Raw genomic sequence first — 17,092 nt, 5'->3', positions numbered from 1 at the left:
TATATTTGAGATAAAGTGTTATCATGATTTTGTGAGTGATGTTTTTTATACTCGATTATCGCTAATCATTTTCGAATTCAAACTTTCTACAAATTAATTAGACTTATGTTCTTTTCAATGTTAAGTGTTGTTCAAATGCCTTTAAATGGCAAATGAAAGTCCTGTTCTGAAATAAATTATGTTATAAAAAGTTTCATGAGCAAGTTTAGCTTGAATAAAGTATCTATTGTATGCATACTCATCTCCATAAATACTACCATATGTTGATGGATCCCCTTCAACTGCTTCAGCTTTCATTGCGGCTAATCCTGCGTTGAGATTAAAACCAATGTCAAAACTCAAGTTTTTAGTAATAAGAGTCCTATATGTATAATTCACGGAAAACCTGTAAAAAATAAAAGGTTTGTCATAATCCTCCATATATGTATCGAGATCAGTGTAAGGAGTTTCACTATCTTTCCTGTAATTTTGATTCTGATCTAAAGAAAATAATCTTATTCCAAACCCATAAGTCCAGAGATGTTTGTTAGGAGCAATGTACGACGATGAAAAGCTTCCAAATTGAACTTGGAAGTCAAAAGTGTTGAATATCGGCGTAGATATATGGTAAGGAATCTCTATATCATTATAGTAGCCATCGGAATCACTATGTATAAAATCAATTGCATTTTCACTCATTGTAAAGTGATGTTTTTGATAATTTACTTCAAAACCAATGACCTTGTTGCCGTTATAAAGCCTTGCATAATTGGCATTCAACATTAAGTTCATTTTTTGGTGTCCTCCAAGGAGTTCATTGTTTTCATTATATCGTAGGTAGTAGGTTCCTCTTCCAACACCATAGGGACTTCCTTGATTTTGTGACAATGGAATTAATCTTGGATTAAAATTAGCTCTGATGGAGAAAATGTTTTTCTGATTATAGAAATATGCATCTTGACCAATGGAGTTTTGGGAAACACCAAACAGTAAAATGATTATGATTAGTAATTGTGAATTTTTCATTTTTTAATTAATTAAAATTTTGAAAATATTTCAAAGGCCAATCCACCAACGGATGCTTTTCGAATTTTTAAGGCTACTTTGTAATTTTCTGATTTTTCTATTTCTCCATTTTCAAGATTGATATATAAGGCGCTTCCAGATAATCTATTTTTGAATACAGATTTCTTATTCGCTTCACCAGATATTAAGAGAATGTGAGGGGTAGTAAGGTCTCCAAGTAAATCATTCATTTCAGTATAATCAATATAATGATCTTTGAATTTACCATTGTCCAAATTTGATTTCTGAATGAGGTATGAAGTTAAAATACATACTTCGTTATATTTTTCTGTAGTAAAGTCATTTGAAATTGAAATCCCCATGTTTACAATTCTACCTTTAGGAGCATGTTTAGAAATAGCATCATCCATTAAATCGTAAAACAATAAGGTCTTTTTTAAATTGAATTCTTGGTATTTTTGTGCCTGAAGACTTGGGGTAAGTAAGAGAATATCACCTTCTATTTTATCCTCCTTTATTTGCTTTTTCTCTTTTTTAGAGGGTGTTTTTTGGTTTCGTTCTTCATCTATTTTTTCTTGTTCTTCTTCGATAATGTTATTGAATTCTCGATCAGTTACCAAGTCGAATAAAAGGAATTTCGAGAAGTTTTCATCTGTTAATTCTGTTGTACTTTTTGTTGAACTTTGCTCTGCTCGAATCCTCTTAATCCTGTCATATTTTGAGAGCTCTTTTTCTTCTGAAATACTATCCTTTTGAATAGTATCCGCAAGAAATTCCTCACGGAGTTCTACCGCTTCATGATAACTAATTTTTTCAAGTCTATTCACATTAAAGCTTCTTAAGTGTGAGATATTTGAAATAGCATTATTTCTGATTTCCTTAATTCTTTTTGAATCTGGAAACGCTTTATGTACATCTTGTATTTGTCTGACAGACAATATTACCATTTCATTAGTAGACAACTCAGAAAAGAACCCGTAGAGTAGAGAGATCGCTCCTTCTTTATCTTTTTTACCCTTTACCAATGAACGCTTTTTATTCGCTAAATAACCTTGAGCCAACCCTAAATATGCTAATGCTTTATTTACTTGTAAAAACTCATTATTAGGAAATAACTTTTCTAAAATATAAATGTCATAAAGTGCATTTATATACTCTGCTTTTAAAAGATTTCCTCTAACAGATTCAAATCGAGCAATATTACGTACATAAGTAAACTCTTCTGTTCCTAAGAAGTGACTATTTTCCTTCCAATTACCATATTTTCTAATTTCATCTGCGATTGCTTCTCTTCTTTTTCGAATGTTTGGATGCGTACTTTTACTGTCATCATAGTCTTCAAATGCCAATATTGGATTCGCTTCCTCTGGGAAATATGATTCAGGAATGTAGATGTCTGGATTTCCAAAAAAACTATCGTCAATAGCAATCTCGTCAAATGTCAAATAAGAATACATTAAAACATCAAAAACGGTATTGATTTCAAGGTCAGAATATCCTGCAGCATGATATAATTCTAATGCGTTTGCATCTGCTTCAAATTCGTGATCTTTCGACAACATAACCATGTCTTCATATTCAGTCGTGCTGAGAGCATTGTCGTTTGAATTGTTGTAAGAATGTTGAATATGTTTTTCTTGATAATGAACAATTTCATGAGATAACACATAGGCTAATTGAGCTTCGTTTTCAATTTGTGACAACAATCCAGTTGTGATGAAAATAACTCCGGGTTCGGTACATAGTGCATTGGTAATGTTCGTTTTGATTACGAAAAATTGAAGTTCTTCTTTTAAGACAGGTTTGTTCTCCAATAATTTATCTGCAACCTTATTCACAAATTTTGTCATTGGGTCGCCATATAGCACAAGTCCAGATGTAAGTAGATTGTTGAGAGAGTAATTTGTTGAAATTGAAAAATGCTCTCTTTGATCCTCCTCAACCTCTGTGGCAGTTTCCATTCTTGCTTTAACCTTGTCTTCGAAAGCAGTAGTGAAAATAGAAGGTGGTTCCCCAACAGATAAAGTGGTTTTGAAATTATTGAATGAATCCTCTTGACCAAATACAGAAATAGTCATCAATAGAAAACAATAAAAAGGATATGTTTTTAAATTAATTTTCATAAGATTTGAGTTGGTTTTCTAGTAGTTTGATTTAAAATCTATAATTGAGATAAAGTGATCTTTACCTATGTCATGAATGATTTTATACTTTCCAGGTTCATCTAATGGCCTTGCACTTCGAATTGAAAATGAGTTAACCTCAGAATCAGTATAGAGTGCTTCTGTATCCATTTCACCTGATTCAAGGTTAATTCTTGCCCTTACTGGTTTTACACCGTTATCTACTCTTAAATATTGTGAGTTAGTACCTATTTCTGGTGTATATTGATTTCCTTTCATAAAGTCTATTCTTGAATTGAAAATGATTTCCAAATCTCCTGGATCTGTATAATATGATAGGTAGCCTAACATATTTGCTTTACCTGCTGATCTTGAAGTTCTATAAATGGTGTTTAACCATTCAAATTCCCCTTCAGGATTAACTTTAAAAATTATTATACTTCTTTCTTGCATCGATGCTTCTCCGTAAATCTCTCCGGCAAGGAAATGGATTAATGAACCATCTTCTAAATACTCAACCTTGATGTTTTTTAGATATTGGAGTTTGTCTTCTTTTCCTAATAATAGTTCTTTACCGTTAAGTCCATAGTTCATGTAACTCATTTCATTGGTGTTTAGGTTGTATCTATAAGCTGTCACTACACCGTTGTTATTATCATCCTCTTTCTTAGATCCTGTGGAAAGTATTGAAATAGTAACTTCATCATTATACATGTTTTCACTAATTTGTGATTTCACAATTTGTGATTTTGCTGGACTGAGGTCTGTTATTATTTGGCTACCGTCCTTTTTAAAATGAATCAATTTATAAGAATATACAAAGTCCCAATCGTTTTCGGATACAATAACTAAGACTTCACCATTATCAAGAATTCGATGTGCGATTAAATCAATATTATTATCCTCTTTTTCACCTATTAATTGAATACTATTGATCTCATTTAAGTCTTCATCAAGTACTACTAACTTCGTAAATGTCCTAATCGCCCAATTTTCAATACACAAATGAAATAATGATATGTTGTTGTTTTTGTTATGATGAATTTCTGAATCTCTCACTCTATATGGGTTTGTTATTCTCTTCTTTTCAATTTCTTCAGGTCGGAAGTAGGAATCATCAATTTTTATTGGTTGCCCAATTGGATCTAGATTGTAGTCATAGTTTTGGATATAATGTTGAATTTTTTCATGATTTTTAATCTGACTTAAAATTGAAAAATCATTGTCTCTGAATATGATATCTTTTCCTTGTGTTTGCCCCAGTTCAGATTCAGTAACTAATTCCTGTTTTTTGACAATTTCTTCTTCTCCTTTTAAAATTTGAAACTTACCTACCTCATTATCATAATGACTATTGGAATAATCACTAATCTTTAGATCTTTATGATAATGTCTAAAGTGGATTTTAAATTCATTTTTTCTTTCCGTTGGTTGTGAAGAAATAATTTTTTGTGCATTAATCGAAGCACATAGAAAAACATTGAGTAGTAGTATTAAACCTTTTTTCATCGTAATATAAATTTGAAGTTTAATTTACCTCCCTTTGACAATGAAAATTGGATGTTTCAAAAGCAAAAGTGGTGTAATTAAAAAACCTTGTTAATTTTTTATAAAACTAATAAATAAACAGAGTCATCAATGAAAATTGAAGAATTTTAAAAGGATTATGCCTTTTTTACACCAAAAGTTGAAAGTTTATGATTGAAATGAGGCTTATATAGCTCCCATCAATTGTAAAGTTTCCTTTGAAGCAGCTTGTTCAGCAATTTTTTTCGATTCACCAGTTCCTTTTCCGTAAGGATTTTTATTAATGAAAACTTCGACAGCATAATGCCATTTCCCATCAACAAATTTTTCTTGTAGTAATTTGAATTCTATATCTAAACGATTCTTTTGTGACCAAATATAAAGCTTGCTTTTAAAGTCAATTTCGTTTTGTAGTAATGTAGGTAGATCAAGATGGGATCTTAATACAGAATGGAAGATAGATTTCTTTGCAGCCAGGTAGCCACCATCAAGATAAATTGCGCCAATTAATGCTTCAAATGCATTTCCTTCTAAAGTTGCAAGGCGAATATTTCTTCCTTTTTGATAAATAATATGTTCAGATATATCCATTGACTGAGCAATGGTCGTTAGTGTTTTTCGGCTTACCATTTTAGATTTAACCTTTGTAAGGTAGCCTTCATCTTTATCAGGGAACTTATTATATAAAAAATCCGCAACTATTGCATCTAGAATAGTATCTCCTAGAAATTCCAAGCGCTCATTAGAAATTAATTTATCAGATGTATTGGATACTGATTTGTGCGTTAATGCAATTTTGAAATGTAATAGCTTCCTTGGTCGGTAGCCAAATTTCCTAATAATGAATCGGATTAACTTGAGATCATTTTTGCTTTTTGGACTTGTTCGGAAAGAGAACAGACGTTTCAAAACAATATTTACTTTAACTTTTTGAAAATTGCAGACGTATTATGTCCACCAAATCCAAAAGTGTTAGATAATGCGACATCAACTGTTCTTTTCTCTGCTTTGTTGAAAGTAAAGTTCATTTTATTGTCGATCTCAGGGTCATCCGTAAAGTGATTTATTGTTGGAGGAACAATATCATGTTTAATAGCCATTATACATGCGATTGCTTCAATTGCACCTGCAGCACCTAATAGGTGACCTGTCATAGATTTCGTAGAAGAAATATTTAGGTTGTATGAATGTTCACCAAACACTTGTTTGATTGCTTTCGGCTCAGCAATATCTCCTAATGGAGTAGAAGTACCATGAACATTAATGTAATCAACTGTTTCTGGAGCTAATTCAGCATCTTTTAAGGCTTCAATCATTACATTTCTAGCTCCGATTCCTTCTGGGTGCGGAGCAGTTATATGGTATGCATCACTTGACATACCACCACCAGCAACTTCTGCATAAATTTTTGCGCCACGTTTTACGGCATGATCATAGTCTTCCAAAATTAATGCGCCAGCACCTTCACCTAAAACAAATCCATCTCTGTCTTTATCAAAAGGACGTGAAGCAGTTTCAGGTGAGTCGTTACGCATTGAAAGCGCACGTAAACCATTAAAACCACCAACACCCATAATGTTAACTGCAGCTTCTGAACCTCCAGTAACAATCGCATCCGCTTTTCCTAAACGGATTAGATTGAAAGCATCAATAATTGCATTTGTAGATGAAGCACATGCAGAAACTGTAACATAGTTTGGTCCACGTAAACCATATTTGATTGAGATGTGCCCAGCGGCGATATCCGCAATCATTTTTGGAATAAAGAAAGGATTGAACTTTGGAGTTCCGTCACCTTTCAAAAAGTTTTCATGTTCATCTTGAAAGGTTTTTAAACCGCCAATTCCTGATCCCCAAATTACACCAATACGGTCTGTGTTTGGCTCTGATTCCATTAATTTAGAATCAGCCATGGCTTCTGTAGCAGAAACCATGGCATATTGAGAAAATTGATCTAATTTTCTAGCTTCTTTTCTGTCAATGTGATCATTGACTTTAAAGTCTTTAATTTCACAAGCAAATTGCGTCTTAAATTTTGATGCATCAAATTGTTGGATAGGTGCAGCCCCACTTTTACCTTCTAATAAAGCATTCCAATACTCTTCAAGAGTATTTCCAATTGGCGTTAAAGCTCCTAATCCTGTGACAACAACTCGTTTAAGTTCCATGAATAATCTAATTTAAATTGACAATTTGCTGTTAAATTGTGTACTGCTTATTTTGCGTTCTCTTCGATGTAAGAAACTGCTTGACCTACAGTTTGAATGTTCTCAGCTTGGTCATCTGGAATAGCAATGTTAAATTCTTTTTCGAATTCCATAATTAGCTCTACTGTATCTAGAGAGTCAGCTCCTAGATCATTAGTGAATGACGCTTCTGTAGTAACTTCAGCTTCTTCTACACCCAACTTATCAATAATAATTGATACAACTCTTGATTTAATATCAGACATTTTTTTCTATTTTTAAAGGGTTAATTCAGCCTGCAAAGAAATAATTTATGTTTTGAAAATCAAAATTTAAACATAAAATTATCGACTGCAAAGCCAATTTTACCCAGAGATTACTAGTTATTACTGCATTCTGGCAGAATTATTTGTTGTTATTTTTTTAAACAACGGGTTAAAGATAGAAAAAAAAATGATTTTTAAGGTCAAATTTGTGTTTGCTGGCTTTAAAAAATAACTTTGTAAAAAAATAATATTGAATTATGATTATTCATTCTGCAGACTTTGTAATAAGTAATACGGAAGTGGAAAAATGTCCAGCTCCCAACTTACCTGAATATGCTTTTATTGGAAGATCAAACGTTGGGAAGTCTTCGTTGATTAATATGCTTACTAATCACAAAAAATTAGCAAAAACTTCCGGAAAGCCTGGAAAAACGCAGTTGATAAATCATTTCTCTATTAATAAGGAGTGGTACCTCGTCGATTTGCCTGGTTATGGATATGCTAAGACCTCAAAGACAAATCGTAAAATGTGGAGTAAATTCATTGATCAATATTTATTGACACGTGAAAACTTGATGAATACTTTTGTTTTAATCGATAGCCGATTAGAACCACAGAAGATAGATCTTGATTTTATGGAATGGTGTGCAAGTAATGGTATCCCCTTCTCAATGGTTTTCACTAAAACAGATAAATTGTCAAAAGTGGAAATCGACAAAAACATCGCTGCCTACAAAAGGAGAATGTTGAAACAATGGGAAGAAATGCCGCCGTATTTTGTAACTTCAAGTGTATCTTCAAAAGGAAGAGAAGAAGTTCTCGATTATGTTGAAGAGGTTAATGGATTATTTGAAGTCCCTGAGAATTAAAATTATCGTTTCCAGCGGCTTTTGTAAATTGACTTTCTGTAATCATCCAAAATTTCGTTTCCATTTCTAGAACGGAATTTCTTGATCCATTTGCGGTATCCTTTATGTGTTTTTTGCTCATACTCCTTATGGAAAAGAGGAATGATTGCTAGGAAATGTACCGTCTTTCCATCTATATTAATGGGCGCTAAATAATCTTCGAATTCAATGGGGTCAGCAAGCAAGAAATGATCTTGCTTCATGGTTTCAGAGATTTCTACAGATGGGTTCCCATTGGCAATTGTGTGACCTGGACCATACCACGTTTTGTTTTCAATAACGTTTTTGGTTAGCTTTTGAATTACTTCCAATGGCCACATCATGTTTGGATTTTCCTTATCGTTTAAATCCCAGTATCCAGGTAAACAAAAAAACAGTTCAGTGAATTTTCTATCCTTGTATCTTTCGATTACAGGCATTTCGTAATCAGATAAGCCGTGCGTACAAATGATGGTTACTGGAAACTTTTTTTCGAGATCAATTTGTAATAAATCAATATAACGATCTTCACTTTCTATGTAATCATGGACCCTGTGCTCACCAAATCGATTCGATAATGCCTTTTTTAATTCACTCATGTTTTTGTTCCTTTTTTATGGAATCCATTTGATGTCTTTGAAGTTAGGTTTACGTTTTTCTAAAAATGCATTCCTACCTTCTTTAGCTTCTTCTGTCATATAGGCTAAACGTGTTGCTTCACCTGCAAAAACTTGTTGTCCGACCATTCCGTCATCTGTTAAGTTCATTGCGAACTTCAACATCTTAATTGAAGTTGGAGATTTTTCAAGAATTTCTTGTGCCCACTCGTATGCTGTGTCTTCTAATTCCGCATGTGGAATTGCAGCGTTCACCATTCCCATATCAACAGCTTCTTGTGCAGAATAGTTTCTTCCTAAAAAGAAAATTTCACGTGCCTTTTTCTGTCCAACCATTTTAGCAAGATAAGCAGAACCATATCCACCATCAAAACTTGTAACGTCAGCATCTGTTTGTTTGAAAATAGCATGTTCTTTACTGGCTAATGTCATATCACAGACAACGTGTAAAGAATGTCCACCACCTACAGCCCAACCTGGAACGACAGCGATAACCACTTTTGGCATAAAGCGAATTAATCGTTGAACCTCTAAGATGTTTAATCGGTGCATGCCATCATCTCCAACGTATCCTTGGTGACCTCTGGATTTTTGATCTCCCCCAGAACAGAATGAATAAACACCGTCTTTACTACTTGGTCCTTCAGCAGATAATAAAACGACTCCTATTGAAGTGTCTTCTTGTGCGTCATAGAAAGCTTCATATAATTCAGCTGTTGTTTTAGGTCTGAAAGCATTACGAACATCTGGTCTGTTGAATGCAATTCTCGCTACTCCATTACTTTTTTTGTAAGTAATGTCTTCGTATTCTTTAACTGTTTTCCATTCTGGATTTGCCATATTCAAAATTTTGGCGTGAAGTTAAGGAAATAAAGAGAAATTAAGGTGATTAATATGGCATATTTCCACAATTTAAGACTGTTTAATTCTTAAATCATATGTGATTTTTTTTGTTTCGATCAATTCAAAATCTTTGCCTAATTGTGTTGGATCAATTATATATGGGAACCTGAGACTGAACACTAGTATGATATTGTGTGGGTGTATCACTTACAAAACTAGGGGTTTCTTTTGCATGTTGGTATGTTTTTGACTTTGTAGTATGAAATTAAATGCTGTTCAATACAAAATCAGACTATTTTTCTCGGTATTCCAAGTTTTTAAATCTATTATCACGCCTTAATCAGTTTGTTATTAAGGTTTTAAAACAAAAAAACTTCCCATCACAATGAATGGGAAGTTTAGAATTAAGTTTAGTATTTATCGATATTACTTACTCCATTTATATCTTACTCCAAGTGTAAACCATCTTGGTGGCATAGGAACAGCACCCGCTTCAACATATTGTTCGTTCAATAAGTTACTCATGTCTGCATAAACAGAAAAGTTATTGATATCATAATTTGCACGAAAGCTCAATAAGTTATACGGAGAATTTAATTCACGTTCAATAAACCTGTTGTTCGCTTGAATAGAAAAGTTACCATACGCATAGTTTACTCCAACAATTAATTGATGTCTCAATGATTCAAGAATATACTTTGATTGAATACCATTATCTGATTTATAGCTTGGGTCAAGGTGAGTATAGCTCACTTTGTAGCCAATTTTGTGTTGCTTGATTTGAAATTGTTGCGAGATGTTGGCATATAATCCATGCACTAAATTCTCGCCAATATTAACCGGAGAATATGGATCTGTTGGAAGGTCTCTTACCCAATCAATATAGTTGGTGATAGAACGGTAAAAGTAACCACCTTTTGCTCTGAAGTTCTTCTTTTTATAGTCTATATTTGCCTCATAAGCCATTGCATCTTCTGGAAGGATATTTGGATTTCCTACGTTTGCAGGTGCTTGATTTAAATATAAATCTGTAAATGAAGGAATACGTTGTCCTGTTCCAACACTTGCAGAAACTTTCCAATGTGGTGAAATTCTATAACCTAAATCTACTCCAGGGTAAGCTTGCCAACCGTAGTTTGTATTGTAATTAACGTAGGTTCCAGCTGTTGCGATAAGTTTCCTCCAAAGTATTTTTCTGTATTCAGCTGAAATCCCGTAATTGTCTCTTTGGTGTTCTCCAATATTTGAACTGTTGATTTCATCAAATCGCGATTCTGCACCTAGACCGAAATCTCCAATTTTTGTTTCTAAGCTTGCATTCACTTCTGCCATAAATGCATTTGCATAATGTTTAGAACGGGCAATATCAATGTCTTTTCCAAGATAACGATAGTCATCTTCGTTGTAACGATTACTTATTCTTGGTGTGATTTTTACCTTGCCAAATTGGTGTGTCGAGGATAAACTCAATAATGTTGTTTCTACAGTTTCATGTGAGTTTATATCACCTGGGGCTGCGTAAAAACCATTGGCACCAAAATCATTGTAGGTGTAACCGCCCATCCATTCGATTTCATGATTTTGATTGACTTTGTGTTTTCCTGCATAAAAGAATCGTGAATTCTGTTGTCCCGTATTATATCGTTGTCCATTCGATAAGTCTTGACTCAAAGCAATCAGATGATTTTGTTTTTTTGTGTTGAAATTTCCGGTTAACTGGATTCCGCCACCACCGTAAATACCATCACCTTCAAGAGAGTCTCTTTCTTCAAATGAAGAGCCAGCAAAGGTGTTCACCGCAACAAATGAATTTGCTTCAGATTTCGTGACAATATTAATCGCACCTGTTAAAGAATTAATGCCATAAACGCGTGCAGCAGGTCCTCGTAAAACTTCAATTCTATCAATCGCATCCAATGGAATTGGAATGTTCATCATGTTGTGGGCTGTTTGTGCGTCTAACAATTTTACACCGTTGATTAATACAAGTGTTTGCTCAAAAGACCCACCATCGATGCTAATATCGGCTTGTCCACCAAAAGGACCGCGTTGACGAATATCTACTCCTCCAACATAGGCCAATAATTCATTGACAGTTCTGGCAGGGAGTTTTTTGATTTCTTCATGGGTTAATATTTCGATGTTTCGTGTCGCTTGGTTAACAGGGATTTCTAAACGGTTACGTTGAATGATTACTTCTTCATATACTGTTGTATCTTCCACTTGGGCGATTCCGCTATTTGCAACTAATGTTAGTGCTGTGAATGCAATAAACTTTCTCATTTTCTTACTTGTGATATCGTTTGTTCTAAAATTCTCCGCAAAGGTGCTATATTTGCAGGTTTAAAAGCAGTCCAGTTTTTAAATTTAAGATAGTCCAGATTTGATTTCAATAGCTCAGTTTATTCGTATCGATAGAAGGAAATCAGATCCACTTTACCTTCAAATTGCATATCAGTTTATTAACGCTGTTCAGCGTGGACTGATTCCAGTTGGTGCTAAATTACCTGGGACCCGCATTTGGAGTGAAGAAATTGGAGTACATCGAAAAACAGTTGTTGCTGCATTTGATGAATTGGAAGCGCAAAGTTGGATTAGCATTAAGCCTAAAGTTGGTGCTTTTGTGCAAAATCCAACCTTAAAAGTTCGAAATGTAGATGGCGAAATAACAAATAGATCTGATGTTAGTGATCGAGCGGCATTTTCATTTCGTAAGTCCTTTGTTTTGTCTTCACCTTTTGAAAAAGAAGAACATCGTTTTGTGTGCAATGATGGCCAACCTGATTACCGAATAGTAAAAACACAGGAGTTATCTCGATTTTATACTGGAGCATTAAAGCGCAGGTATATTCAGAATAACATTGGGAATTATGCTGTTCAAGAAAATGATTTTTTTAAAGATCAGTTGAGTTATTTCTTGAATTTAACCAGAGGTTTTCATGTTTCGAAAGCTCATATTTTGTCGGCCAAAAGTCGAGAAATGTTGTTCTATTCACTCACCAAAGTTTTGATGAATAAAAACGATGTGGTACTGGTCGGTGAATTAAGTTTTTTCTCTGCCAACATGGTTTTTAGTCAGGAAGACGTACAAATCAAAACTGTGCCGTTGGAAGATGATGGGATTGATGTGAATTACATTAAACAACATTTTGAGAAAGGCGAGATTCGCTGTGTGTATTTGAATCCTCAACAAAGTTATCCAACAACTTCGGTGTTATCTACTAAGAAACGCAAGGCCTTAATTTCTATAGCAGAAGAATATGATTTTGTGATTATCGAGGACAATGAAAATTTCGACTTTAATTATGTCAAAACGGTTGAATTGCCAATGGCAGCAAAGAGTGGAAAAGGAAGAATCATACATATTGGTTCGATAGGGAAGTATCTGCATCCTACCTTACAATTAAGTTATATGGTTGCGCCTTCTGATTTTATTGAAGAAGCTAAAAAATATGTTTCACTACTCAATCCTCAAGGGAATTTTGTTTTGGAGCAAGCGCTGGGTGAAATGATTGTAGAAGGTGATTTATTCCGATACCTCAAGAAAAGCATCAAAATATATCGCGAGCGCAGGTTAAACTTCCACTCCTTATTGAATTTATATTTTAAAGATGAAATTTACTTTGAGCTACCTTCCAACGGATTTGCCTTTTGGGTGGAATTTAAAACACAATTTTCCTTGGTTGAATTTCGCGATGAATTAAAAAAGAACGGTGTTTTTCTACCACGAATTTGTATGTATCAAAATCAGAATCAAACTGCATTACGTTTAGGGTTTGCCCATTGGACGCAGGAAGAAATGGAAGAGATTTTTCCGTTGTTTAGATCGGCATATGACTCGGTTGTGGAAAGGTGATGTTTGTTCCCTTTTTTAGCTGCCCCTTCAGGGCGGGGTTTTACGTGTAGGATTCTAGGCTGAGGAAAACCCTCAGCCTAGAATCAATTGCCTCTTTGGGGCGTGGAAGTGATGTTGATTGATATACTTATTTGTTGATTTCTCTTAAGTATTCCACAGCGGGCTGAAGGCCCAACTCAACTCAATAGGATGCATCGCATCCTATTGTTACAGCGTGTGGACGTTCGCCCTGAATGGGCAGCTCAAAAAAAATCATATCCCGATCTCTACTTTCCAATCCCTATCGATCATTGTTCTATAGAAATCCAATGCAGTTTTAGCGTCTTTAAACTTGTTTGAAACGTTTTTAATTTCTAACATGTCTCCATTATTCCTTATCCCTTCTGGGAAGTGGGTGTTTTTCAGAGTGCGCTCTTCTTCTTCCAAAAACAACATCAGTTTGCGCAAACTTTCAACGCCCTCATTGTCTGAAATGGCAAAATCTTTGGCTTCAACACTTCTTATAAAAGTGGTTTTCGAAACTGCTCTTGACATCAATACGTTGAGTCGACGGTGACCTTGTTCTTTGTTTAATGGACCAAAACGCATGTGGAAATCTCCATTTTCGTTTTTTCCATAACCCAAGGAAATAATTAAATGCTCACATTGATCTCCTTGAACATTTTCTAAAGACTGTACAAAAATAAAATCGTGCTGTGTTAATTGGTCGCGTTCCTTGGCTGGAATTTTATCTAAAATGGCCTGTAGTTGGGTTTGACTAAAGGCCACCAATCCAAAATCAAAGGTGTTGTTTTGTATTTTAGTGGTGATTATTTTGGCTGTTATTTCCGCTTCCTCTTCGTTTTTACGTTCTGTGAAAACACCCTTTGTCGTGATGACTTCAATTGGTATTTCCGGATTTAATGTAGGAAATGTCCTTAATTTATTTTCGTAAAAATAACGGTTACTGAATTCGATTAATCGCGGATGCTTGGAGCGATAATGATGCGTCAACATTACATTTTTCCAATAGAAACTCGCATGATGCAAAGCTTCCATTTGATGTTGGGTTTTCTTTTGAAAATAAAATTGTGGCGCCATTTGCTGCTGATCTCCAGAAATTACAACTCGTTTTGAACGTTGAACAGCGCCAACAATGTGATTCAACGGAATTTGGCTCGCTTCGTCAAAAATATTCAAATCGAAACTGAAGTCAAGTGGTAAACTCTTAGCAACACTATATGGACTACATAAAAATACAGGATGAAGCAATTGTATCCATAGTCTGGCTTCACTTTCAAGTAATTCCCGAACACTTGGAAAAACCCTTTTTTTATCAAATGCTTTAACCAAAATTGACTTCCCTTTTCTAAGCGTTTTTTTGAGCTCTTTTTGCTCAGGTTTTAGTTTTGAAGCTGGTGTTTGCAATAATTGATGATATTCTTCAAAACCTTGTTTAATTCTCTGTGTAATTGAGTTGCTAAATTCATCAGAAGCCAAAGATTCAGCTTCAATAATACTGTTTAATGTGACTTGAATATCCTTGCCGGTTGTTTCTCCTAAATCAGGGAATTGACCTTTGAAATCTTTCCAATGTGAATTGTAAATGATGTGTTCTGCTTCCGCTAGGGTTGAAACAGAACTCAAAATGTTTTTTGTTGCTATGGAAATCTGTTTTAACCTTGTATTATTTTCAATGATTAACGGCAACTCTTCGTTTAATTCCCCGATTTGTTTTCCAATTGGAGCGTCATCAAATTGAAAGTAATAGCGAATTAATTGTTGAACTTCATTAAGGTCTTGATTTTGACTTTTGAGTGTCAAGCGCTCTTTTTCTGTGAATTCAAAAAGTTGTTGAACTGCATTTTGGTCAGCCGAATTGATGCGTTTGATCGCATAAACGATGTGTTCTAAAACTGGCAATTCATCTGGTAAATCTAGTTTTCTTAATCCTTCCTTCTGAGTAATGATTTTACGTTTGATATCGGTCAATTCTACCAAGTTTTCCAAGGCATTTTTTGTGTCTCCGATATCGAGATGGGTATATTTTGATAGTTTATTTTTAACACGCCAAGATTTAAAATTAAAACGGCTCTTATTGGAAAGCACCTCAATATATTCTTGAAGTTCAGTAAGCGAAAATTGCTTTTTCCACAGTTTTTCTTCTGCGACTAAAACTTCTTTTTTCTCTAGTAAGGTTTTAAGCAAATGATAATGTTTGAGCAGCTTTTTTTGAGTTTTGCTGTTCGCCTCAAAAATAGAAATAGGTAAAGCATTATCATCATGGAAAAACAAGGAATTGAGTAAACTTAACTTAGAACGCTGTTCAATTTGTTTTGGTGAATACTTTTCAAGATCAAATTGATTGCATTTTTCTCTTAACTTTTGAAGCGATTTTTGAATATCAGCAATCGTAAATTGTTCGGTTTTTAAATAGAGCCAACTACCATAAATTGGAAATCCATTTACCTCCAATTGTTTGAGCGATTCAAGTTCTTTTTTCCATTTTGGAATAGTCGGTTTTTGCTCCACATATTTTACCGATTGAAGTGCTTTAAATTCAGTTTTAAATTCATTAAAGCTAATTCCACCAATTAAATCTTTTTGCTGTAAACGCTTGAATTTTAAGTCAAGTCCACTTAAGAGTAGTTCATGTTTTACATTTACAGAAACATTTTGTTTTGGAATTGATTCGAGTGTTTTCCATGTGTTTTTTAGTGAAGTGACAAACTGTTTTGCTTTTAATTCATGGTGATATAAAACACAAAAATGATGTAAATCTTTTTGCTTAAGTAAATCGTAAATTACCTGTAAAGCAACCGATTTTTCCGCCACAATCAAAGCATTTTTCTCTTTGCCTAAAACTTTACCAATTAAGTTGGCGATAACTTGCGATTTTCCTGTTCCTGGTGGACCTTGAACTACGGTATTTTCTTTTTTAACTGTTTCAATGGCCAATTGCTGACTCGCATCAGCAGGAAATAAATAAGAATCCGATAAAGAGATGTCTGCTGACTCATTTTGTTCGCCAAATAAACTGCGTAATGCATTGTTGAAATGTAGTAAATCAGATAAAGCATCTAATTCTTTTTGAATCACAAAACGGTGTGGATGAAAATTGGCTGCCCAAACTCCATTTTCGAATTGAACTTTTAATCCTAAGGCTTCTAAAGTTTGCAAAGCAGTATTTGAATCCGATGCAATATCCTCAATGTTTAGGAGGTTCAAAAGTAATGGATTTACATAAAAATCCTCTGTTTGTTCAATTTCAAAAAGTGAATTGAATCGGTTAAAATGGAGTGTAGCACTTGCCAATAAAAAAGGCATTTGATACTGTTGATGGTCGATAGTAAAACACAATTGGTCTTTCGCTAAACCAAAAATTGGCGTACCACTTTCTTTAATTGCATTTCGGTGTTGTTTGTCGCATTTTTTAAGGAAAGCATGATCTGGTACAGTAAATAACTTTTCTTCGTTGTACCAATCTTCAATGGCAAGGGCGTTTTTATCGGGTTTTATATTGAGTAGAACATCGTTTTGATTGGGCGACAATAGTCCCGATTTCCATTCCTCAATTTGTTTTCGAATTGCCTCCATTTCAACAACGAAAGTAATTAAAATTGTTGTGAATTCTATAGGAATATTTTTTCAACTATAATTGAATAATGTTCTTTAGACTTTAAGTTTGTTTCTTCTCATTTCATTTGTTTTAGAAGTAAAATATTGAGGTTTGGATCTTACACATCTTGTGTTGGTAATTTATCAATTATACTTCTTGACTGGAGTATTTTCTGCTACTGTTT

The 17,092-nt window shown here is 34.1% G+C and carries 12 protein-coding genes; 2 read left to right on the top strand and 10 right to left on the bottom strand.

Features of this window, described 5'->3' with window-relative positions; translation table 11 throughout:
• Window positions 1-141 precede the first annotated feature (141 nt).
• The 6 genes from DXU93_RS01115 to DXU93_RS01090 all read right to left on the bottom strand — a co-directional run bounded on the left by DXU93_RS01115 (window position 142) and on the right by DXU93_RS01090 (window position 7,107).
• Window positions 142-1,005: a hypothetical protein gene (locus DXU93_RS01115; RefSeq protein WP_116879397.1), complete on the bottom strand. Its 864-nt coding sequence runs from the start codon at window positions 1,003-1,005 to the stop codon at window positions 142-144.
• A gap of 11 nt (window positions 1,006-1,016) precedes the next feature.
• Window positions 1,017-3,128 carry a M48 family metallopeptidase gene (locus tag DXU93_RS01110; RefSeq protein WP_116879396.1) on the bottom strand — a complete coding sequence of 704 codons (2,112 nt, stop codon included), beginning with the start codon at window positions 3,126-3,128 and terminating at the stop codon, window positions 1,017-1,019.
• Between the two features lie 18 nt (window positions 3,129-3,146).
• Window positions 3,147-4,637 (bottom strand): hypothetical protein, encoded by a 1,491-nt coding sequence (locus DXU93_RS01105; protein WP_116879395.1) that lies wholly within the window; start codon window positions 4,635-4,637, stop codon window positions 3,147-3,149.
• Between the two features lie 204 nt (window positions 4,638-4,841).
• Window positions 4,842-5,564 carry a ribonuclease III gene (gene rnc / locus DXU93_RS01100; RefSeq protein WP_165851309.1) on the bottom strand — a complete coding sequence of 241 codons (723 nt, stop codon included), beginning with the start codon at window positions 5,562-5,564 and terminating at the stop codon, window positions 4,842-4,844.
• An 8-nt stretch (window positions 5,565-5,572) separates the two neighbouring features.
• Window positions 5,573-6,823: a beta-ketoacyl-ACP synthase II gene (gene fabF, locus DXU93_RS01095; protein WP_116879393.1), complete on the bottom strand. Its 1,251-nt coding sequence runs from the start codon at window positions 6,821-6,823 to the stop codon at window positions 5,573-5,575.
• Window positions 6,824-6,870: 47 nt separating this feature from the next.
• Window positions 6,871-7,107, bottom strand: coding sequence for an acyl carrier protein (locus DXU93_RS01090; protein ID WP_116879392.1), 237 nt, complete (start codon window positions 7,105-7,107; stop codon window positions 6,871-6,873).
• A gap of 257 nt (window positions 7,108-7,364) precedes the next feature.
• On the opposite strand from DXU93_RS01090, the gene yihA reads away from it, so the two are divergent.
• A complete protein-coding gene (gene yihA, locus DXU93_RS01085) occupies window positions 7,365-7,976 on the top strand; it encodes a ribosome biogenesis GTP-binding protein YihA/YsxC (protein ID WP_116879391.1) in 612 nt (203 codons plus the stop codon).
• Between the two features lie 2 nt (window positions 7,977-7,978).
• Here yihA and DXU93_RS01080 read toward each other — a convergent pair whose 3' ends face one another.
• The 3 genes from DXU93_RS01080 to DXU93_RS01070 all read right to left on the bottom strand — a co-directional run bounded on the left by DXU93_RS01080 (window position 7,979) and on the right by DXU93_RS01070 (window position 11,737).
• On the bottom strand, window positions 7,979-8,593 hold the full coding sequence (locus DXU93_RS01080; protein ID WP_116879390.1) for a suppressor of fused domain protein: 615 nt from the start codon (window positions 8,591-8,593) through the stop codon (window positions 7,979-7,981).
• Between the two features lie 15 nt (window positions 8,594-8,608).
• On the bottom strand, window positions 8,609-9,451 hold the full coding sequence (locus tag DXU93_RS01075; protein WP_116879389.1) for a 1,4-dihydroxy-2-naphthoyl-CoA synthase: 843 nt from the start codon (window positions 9,449-9,451) through the stop codon (window positions 8,609-8,611).
• Between the two features lie 429 nt (window positions 9,452-9,880).
• Window positions 9,881-11,737 (bottom strand): TonB-dependent receptor plug domain-containing protein, encoded by a 1,857-nt coding sequence (locus DXU93_RS01070; RefSeq protein WP_116879388.1) that lies wholly within the window; start codon window positions 11,735-11,737, stop codon window positions 9,881-9,883.
• Window positions 11,738-11,837: 100 nt separating this feature from the next.
• Between DXU93_RS01070 and DXU93_RS01065 the strand changes: the two genes are divergently transcribed.
• The gene (locus tag DXU93_RS01065; protein ID WP_116879387.1) at window positions 11,838-13,310 is read left to right on the top strand and encodes an aminotransferase-like domain-containing protein; all 1,473 of its coding nucleotides are present in this window, start codon (window positions 11,838-11,840) and stop codon (window positions 13,308-13,310) included.
• Between the two features lie 252 nt (window positions 13,311-13,562).
• On the opposite strand, the gene DXU93_RS01060 is transcribed toward DXU93_RS01065, so the two are convergent.
• Window positions 13,563-16,886, bottom strand: coding sequence for a DEAD/DEAH box helicase (locus DXU93_RS01060; protein ID WP_116879386.1), 3,324 nt, complete (start codon window positions 16,884-16,886; stop codon window positions 13,563-13,565).
• Between the last annotated feature and the right edge of the window lie 206 nt (window positions 16,887-17,092).

The sequence above is a fragment of the Brumimicrobium aurantiacum genome (genome assembly GCF_003402975.1).
GTDB lineage: Bacteria > Bacteroidota > Bacteroidia > Flavobacteriales_D > Crocinitomicaceae > Brumimicrobium > Brumimicrobium aurantiacum.
This window is presented reverse-complemented; position numbering and strand designations above follow the sequence as displayed.

What these genes read in the sequence shown, in the direction of transcription:
- fabF (WP_116879393.1), bottom strand. Translation starts at nt 6,823, where the DNA reads ATGGAACTTAAACGAGTTGTTGTCACAGGATTAGGAGCTTTAACGCCA.
- DXU93_RS01090 (WP_116879392.1), bottom strand. Translation starts at nt 7,107, where the DNA reads ATGTCTGATATTAAATCAAGAGTTGTATCAATTATTATTGATAAGTTG.
- DXU93_RS01105 (WP_116879395.1), bottom strand. Translation starts at nt 4,637, where the DNA reads ATGAAAAAAGGTTTAATACTACTACTCAATGTTTTTCTATGTGCTTCG.
- DXU93_RS01115 (WP_116879397.1), bottom strand. Translation starts at nt 1,005, where the DNA reads ATGAAAAATTCACAATTACTAATCATAATCATTTTACTGTTTGGTGTT.
- yihA (WP_116879391.1), top strand. Translation starts at nt 7,365, where the DNA reads ATGATTATTCATTCTGCAGACTTTGTAATAAGTAATACGGAAGTGGAA.
- DXU93_RS01060 (WP_116879386.1), bottom strand. Translation starts at nt 16,886, where the DNA reads ATGGAGGCAATTCGAAAACAAATTGAGGAATGGAAATCGGGACTATTG.
- DXU93_RS01075 (WP_116879389.1), bottom strand. Translation starts at nt 9,451, where the DNA reads ATGGCAAATCCAGAATGGAAAACAGTTAAAGAATACGAAGACATTACT.
- DXU93_RS01080 (WP_116879390.1), bottom strand. Translation starts at nt 8,593, where the DNA reads ATGAGTGAATTAAAAAAGGCATTATCGAATCGATTTGGTGAGCACAGG.
- DXU93_RS01070 (WP_116879388.1), bottom strand. Translation starts at nt 11,737, where the DNA reads ATGAGAAAGTTTATTGCATTCACAGCACTAACATTAGTTGCAAATAGC.
- DXU93_RS01110 (WP_116879396.1), bottom strand. Translation starts at nt 3,128, where the DNA reads ATGAAAATTAATTTAAAAACATATCCTTTTTATTGTTTTCTATTGATG.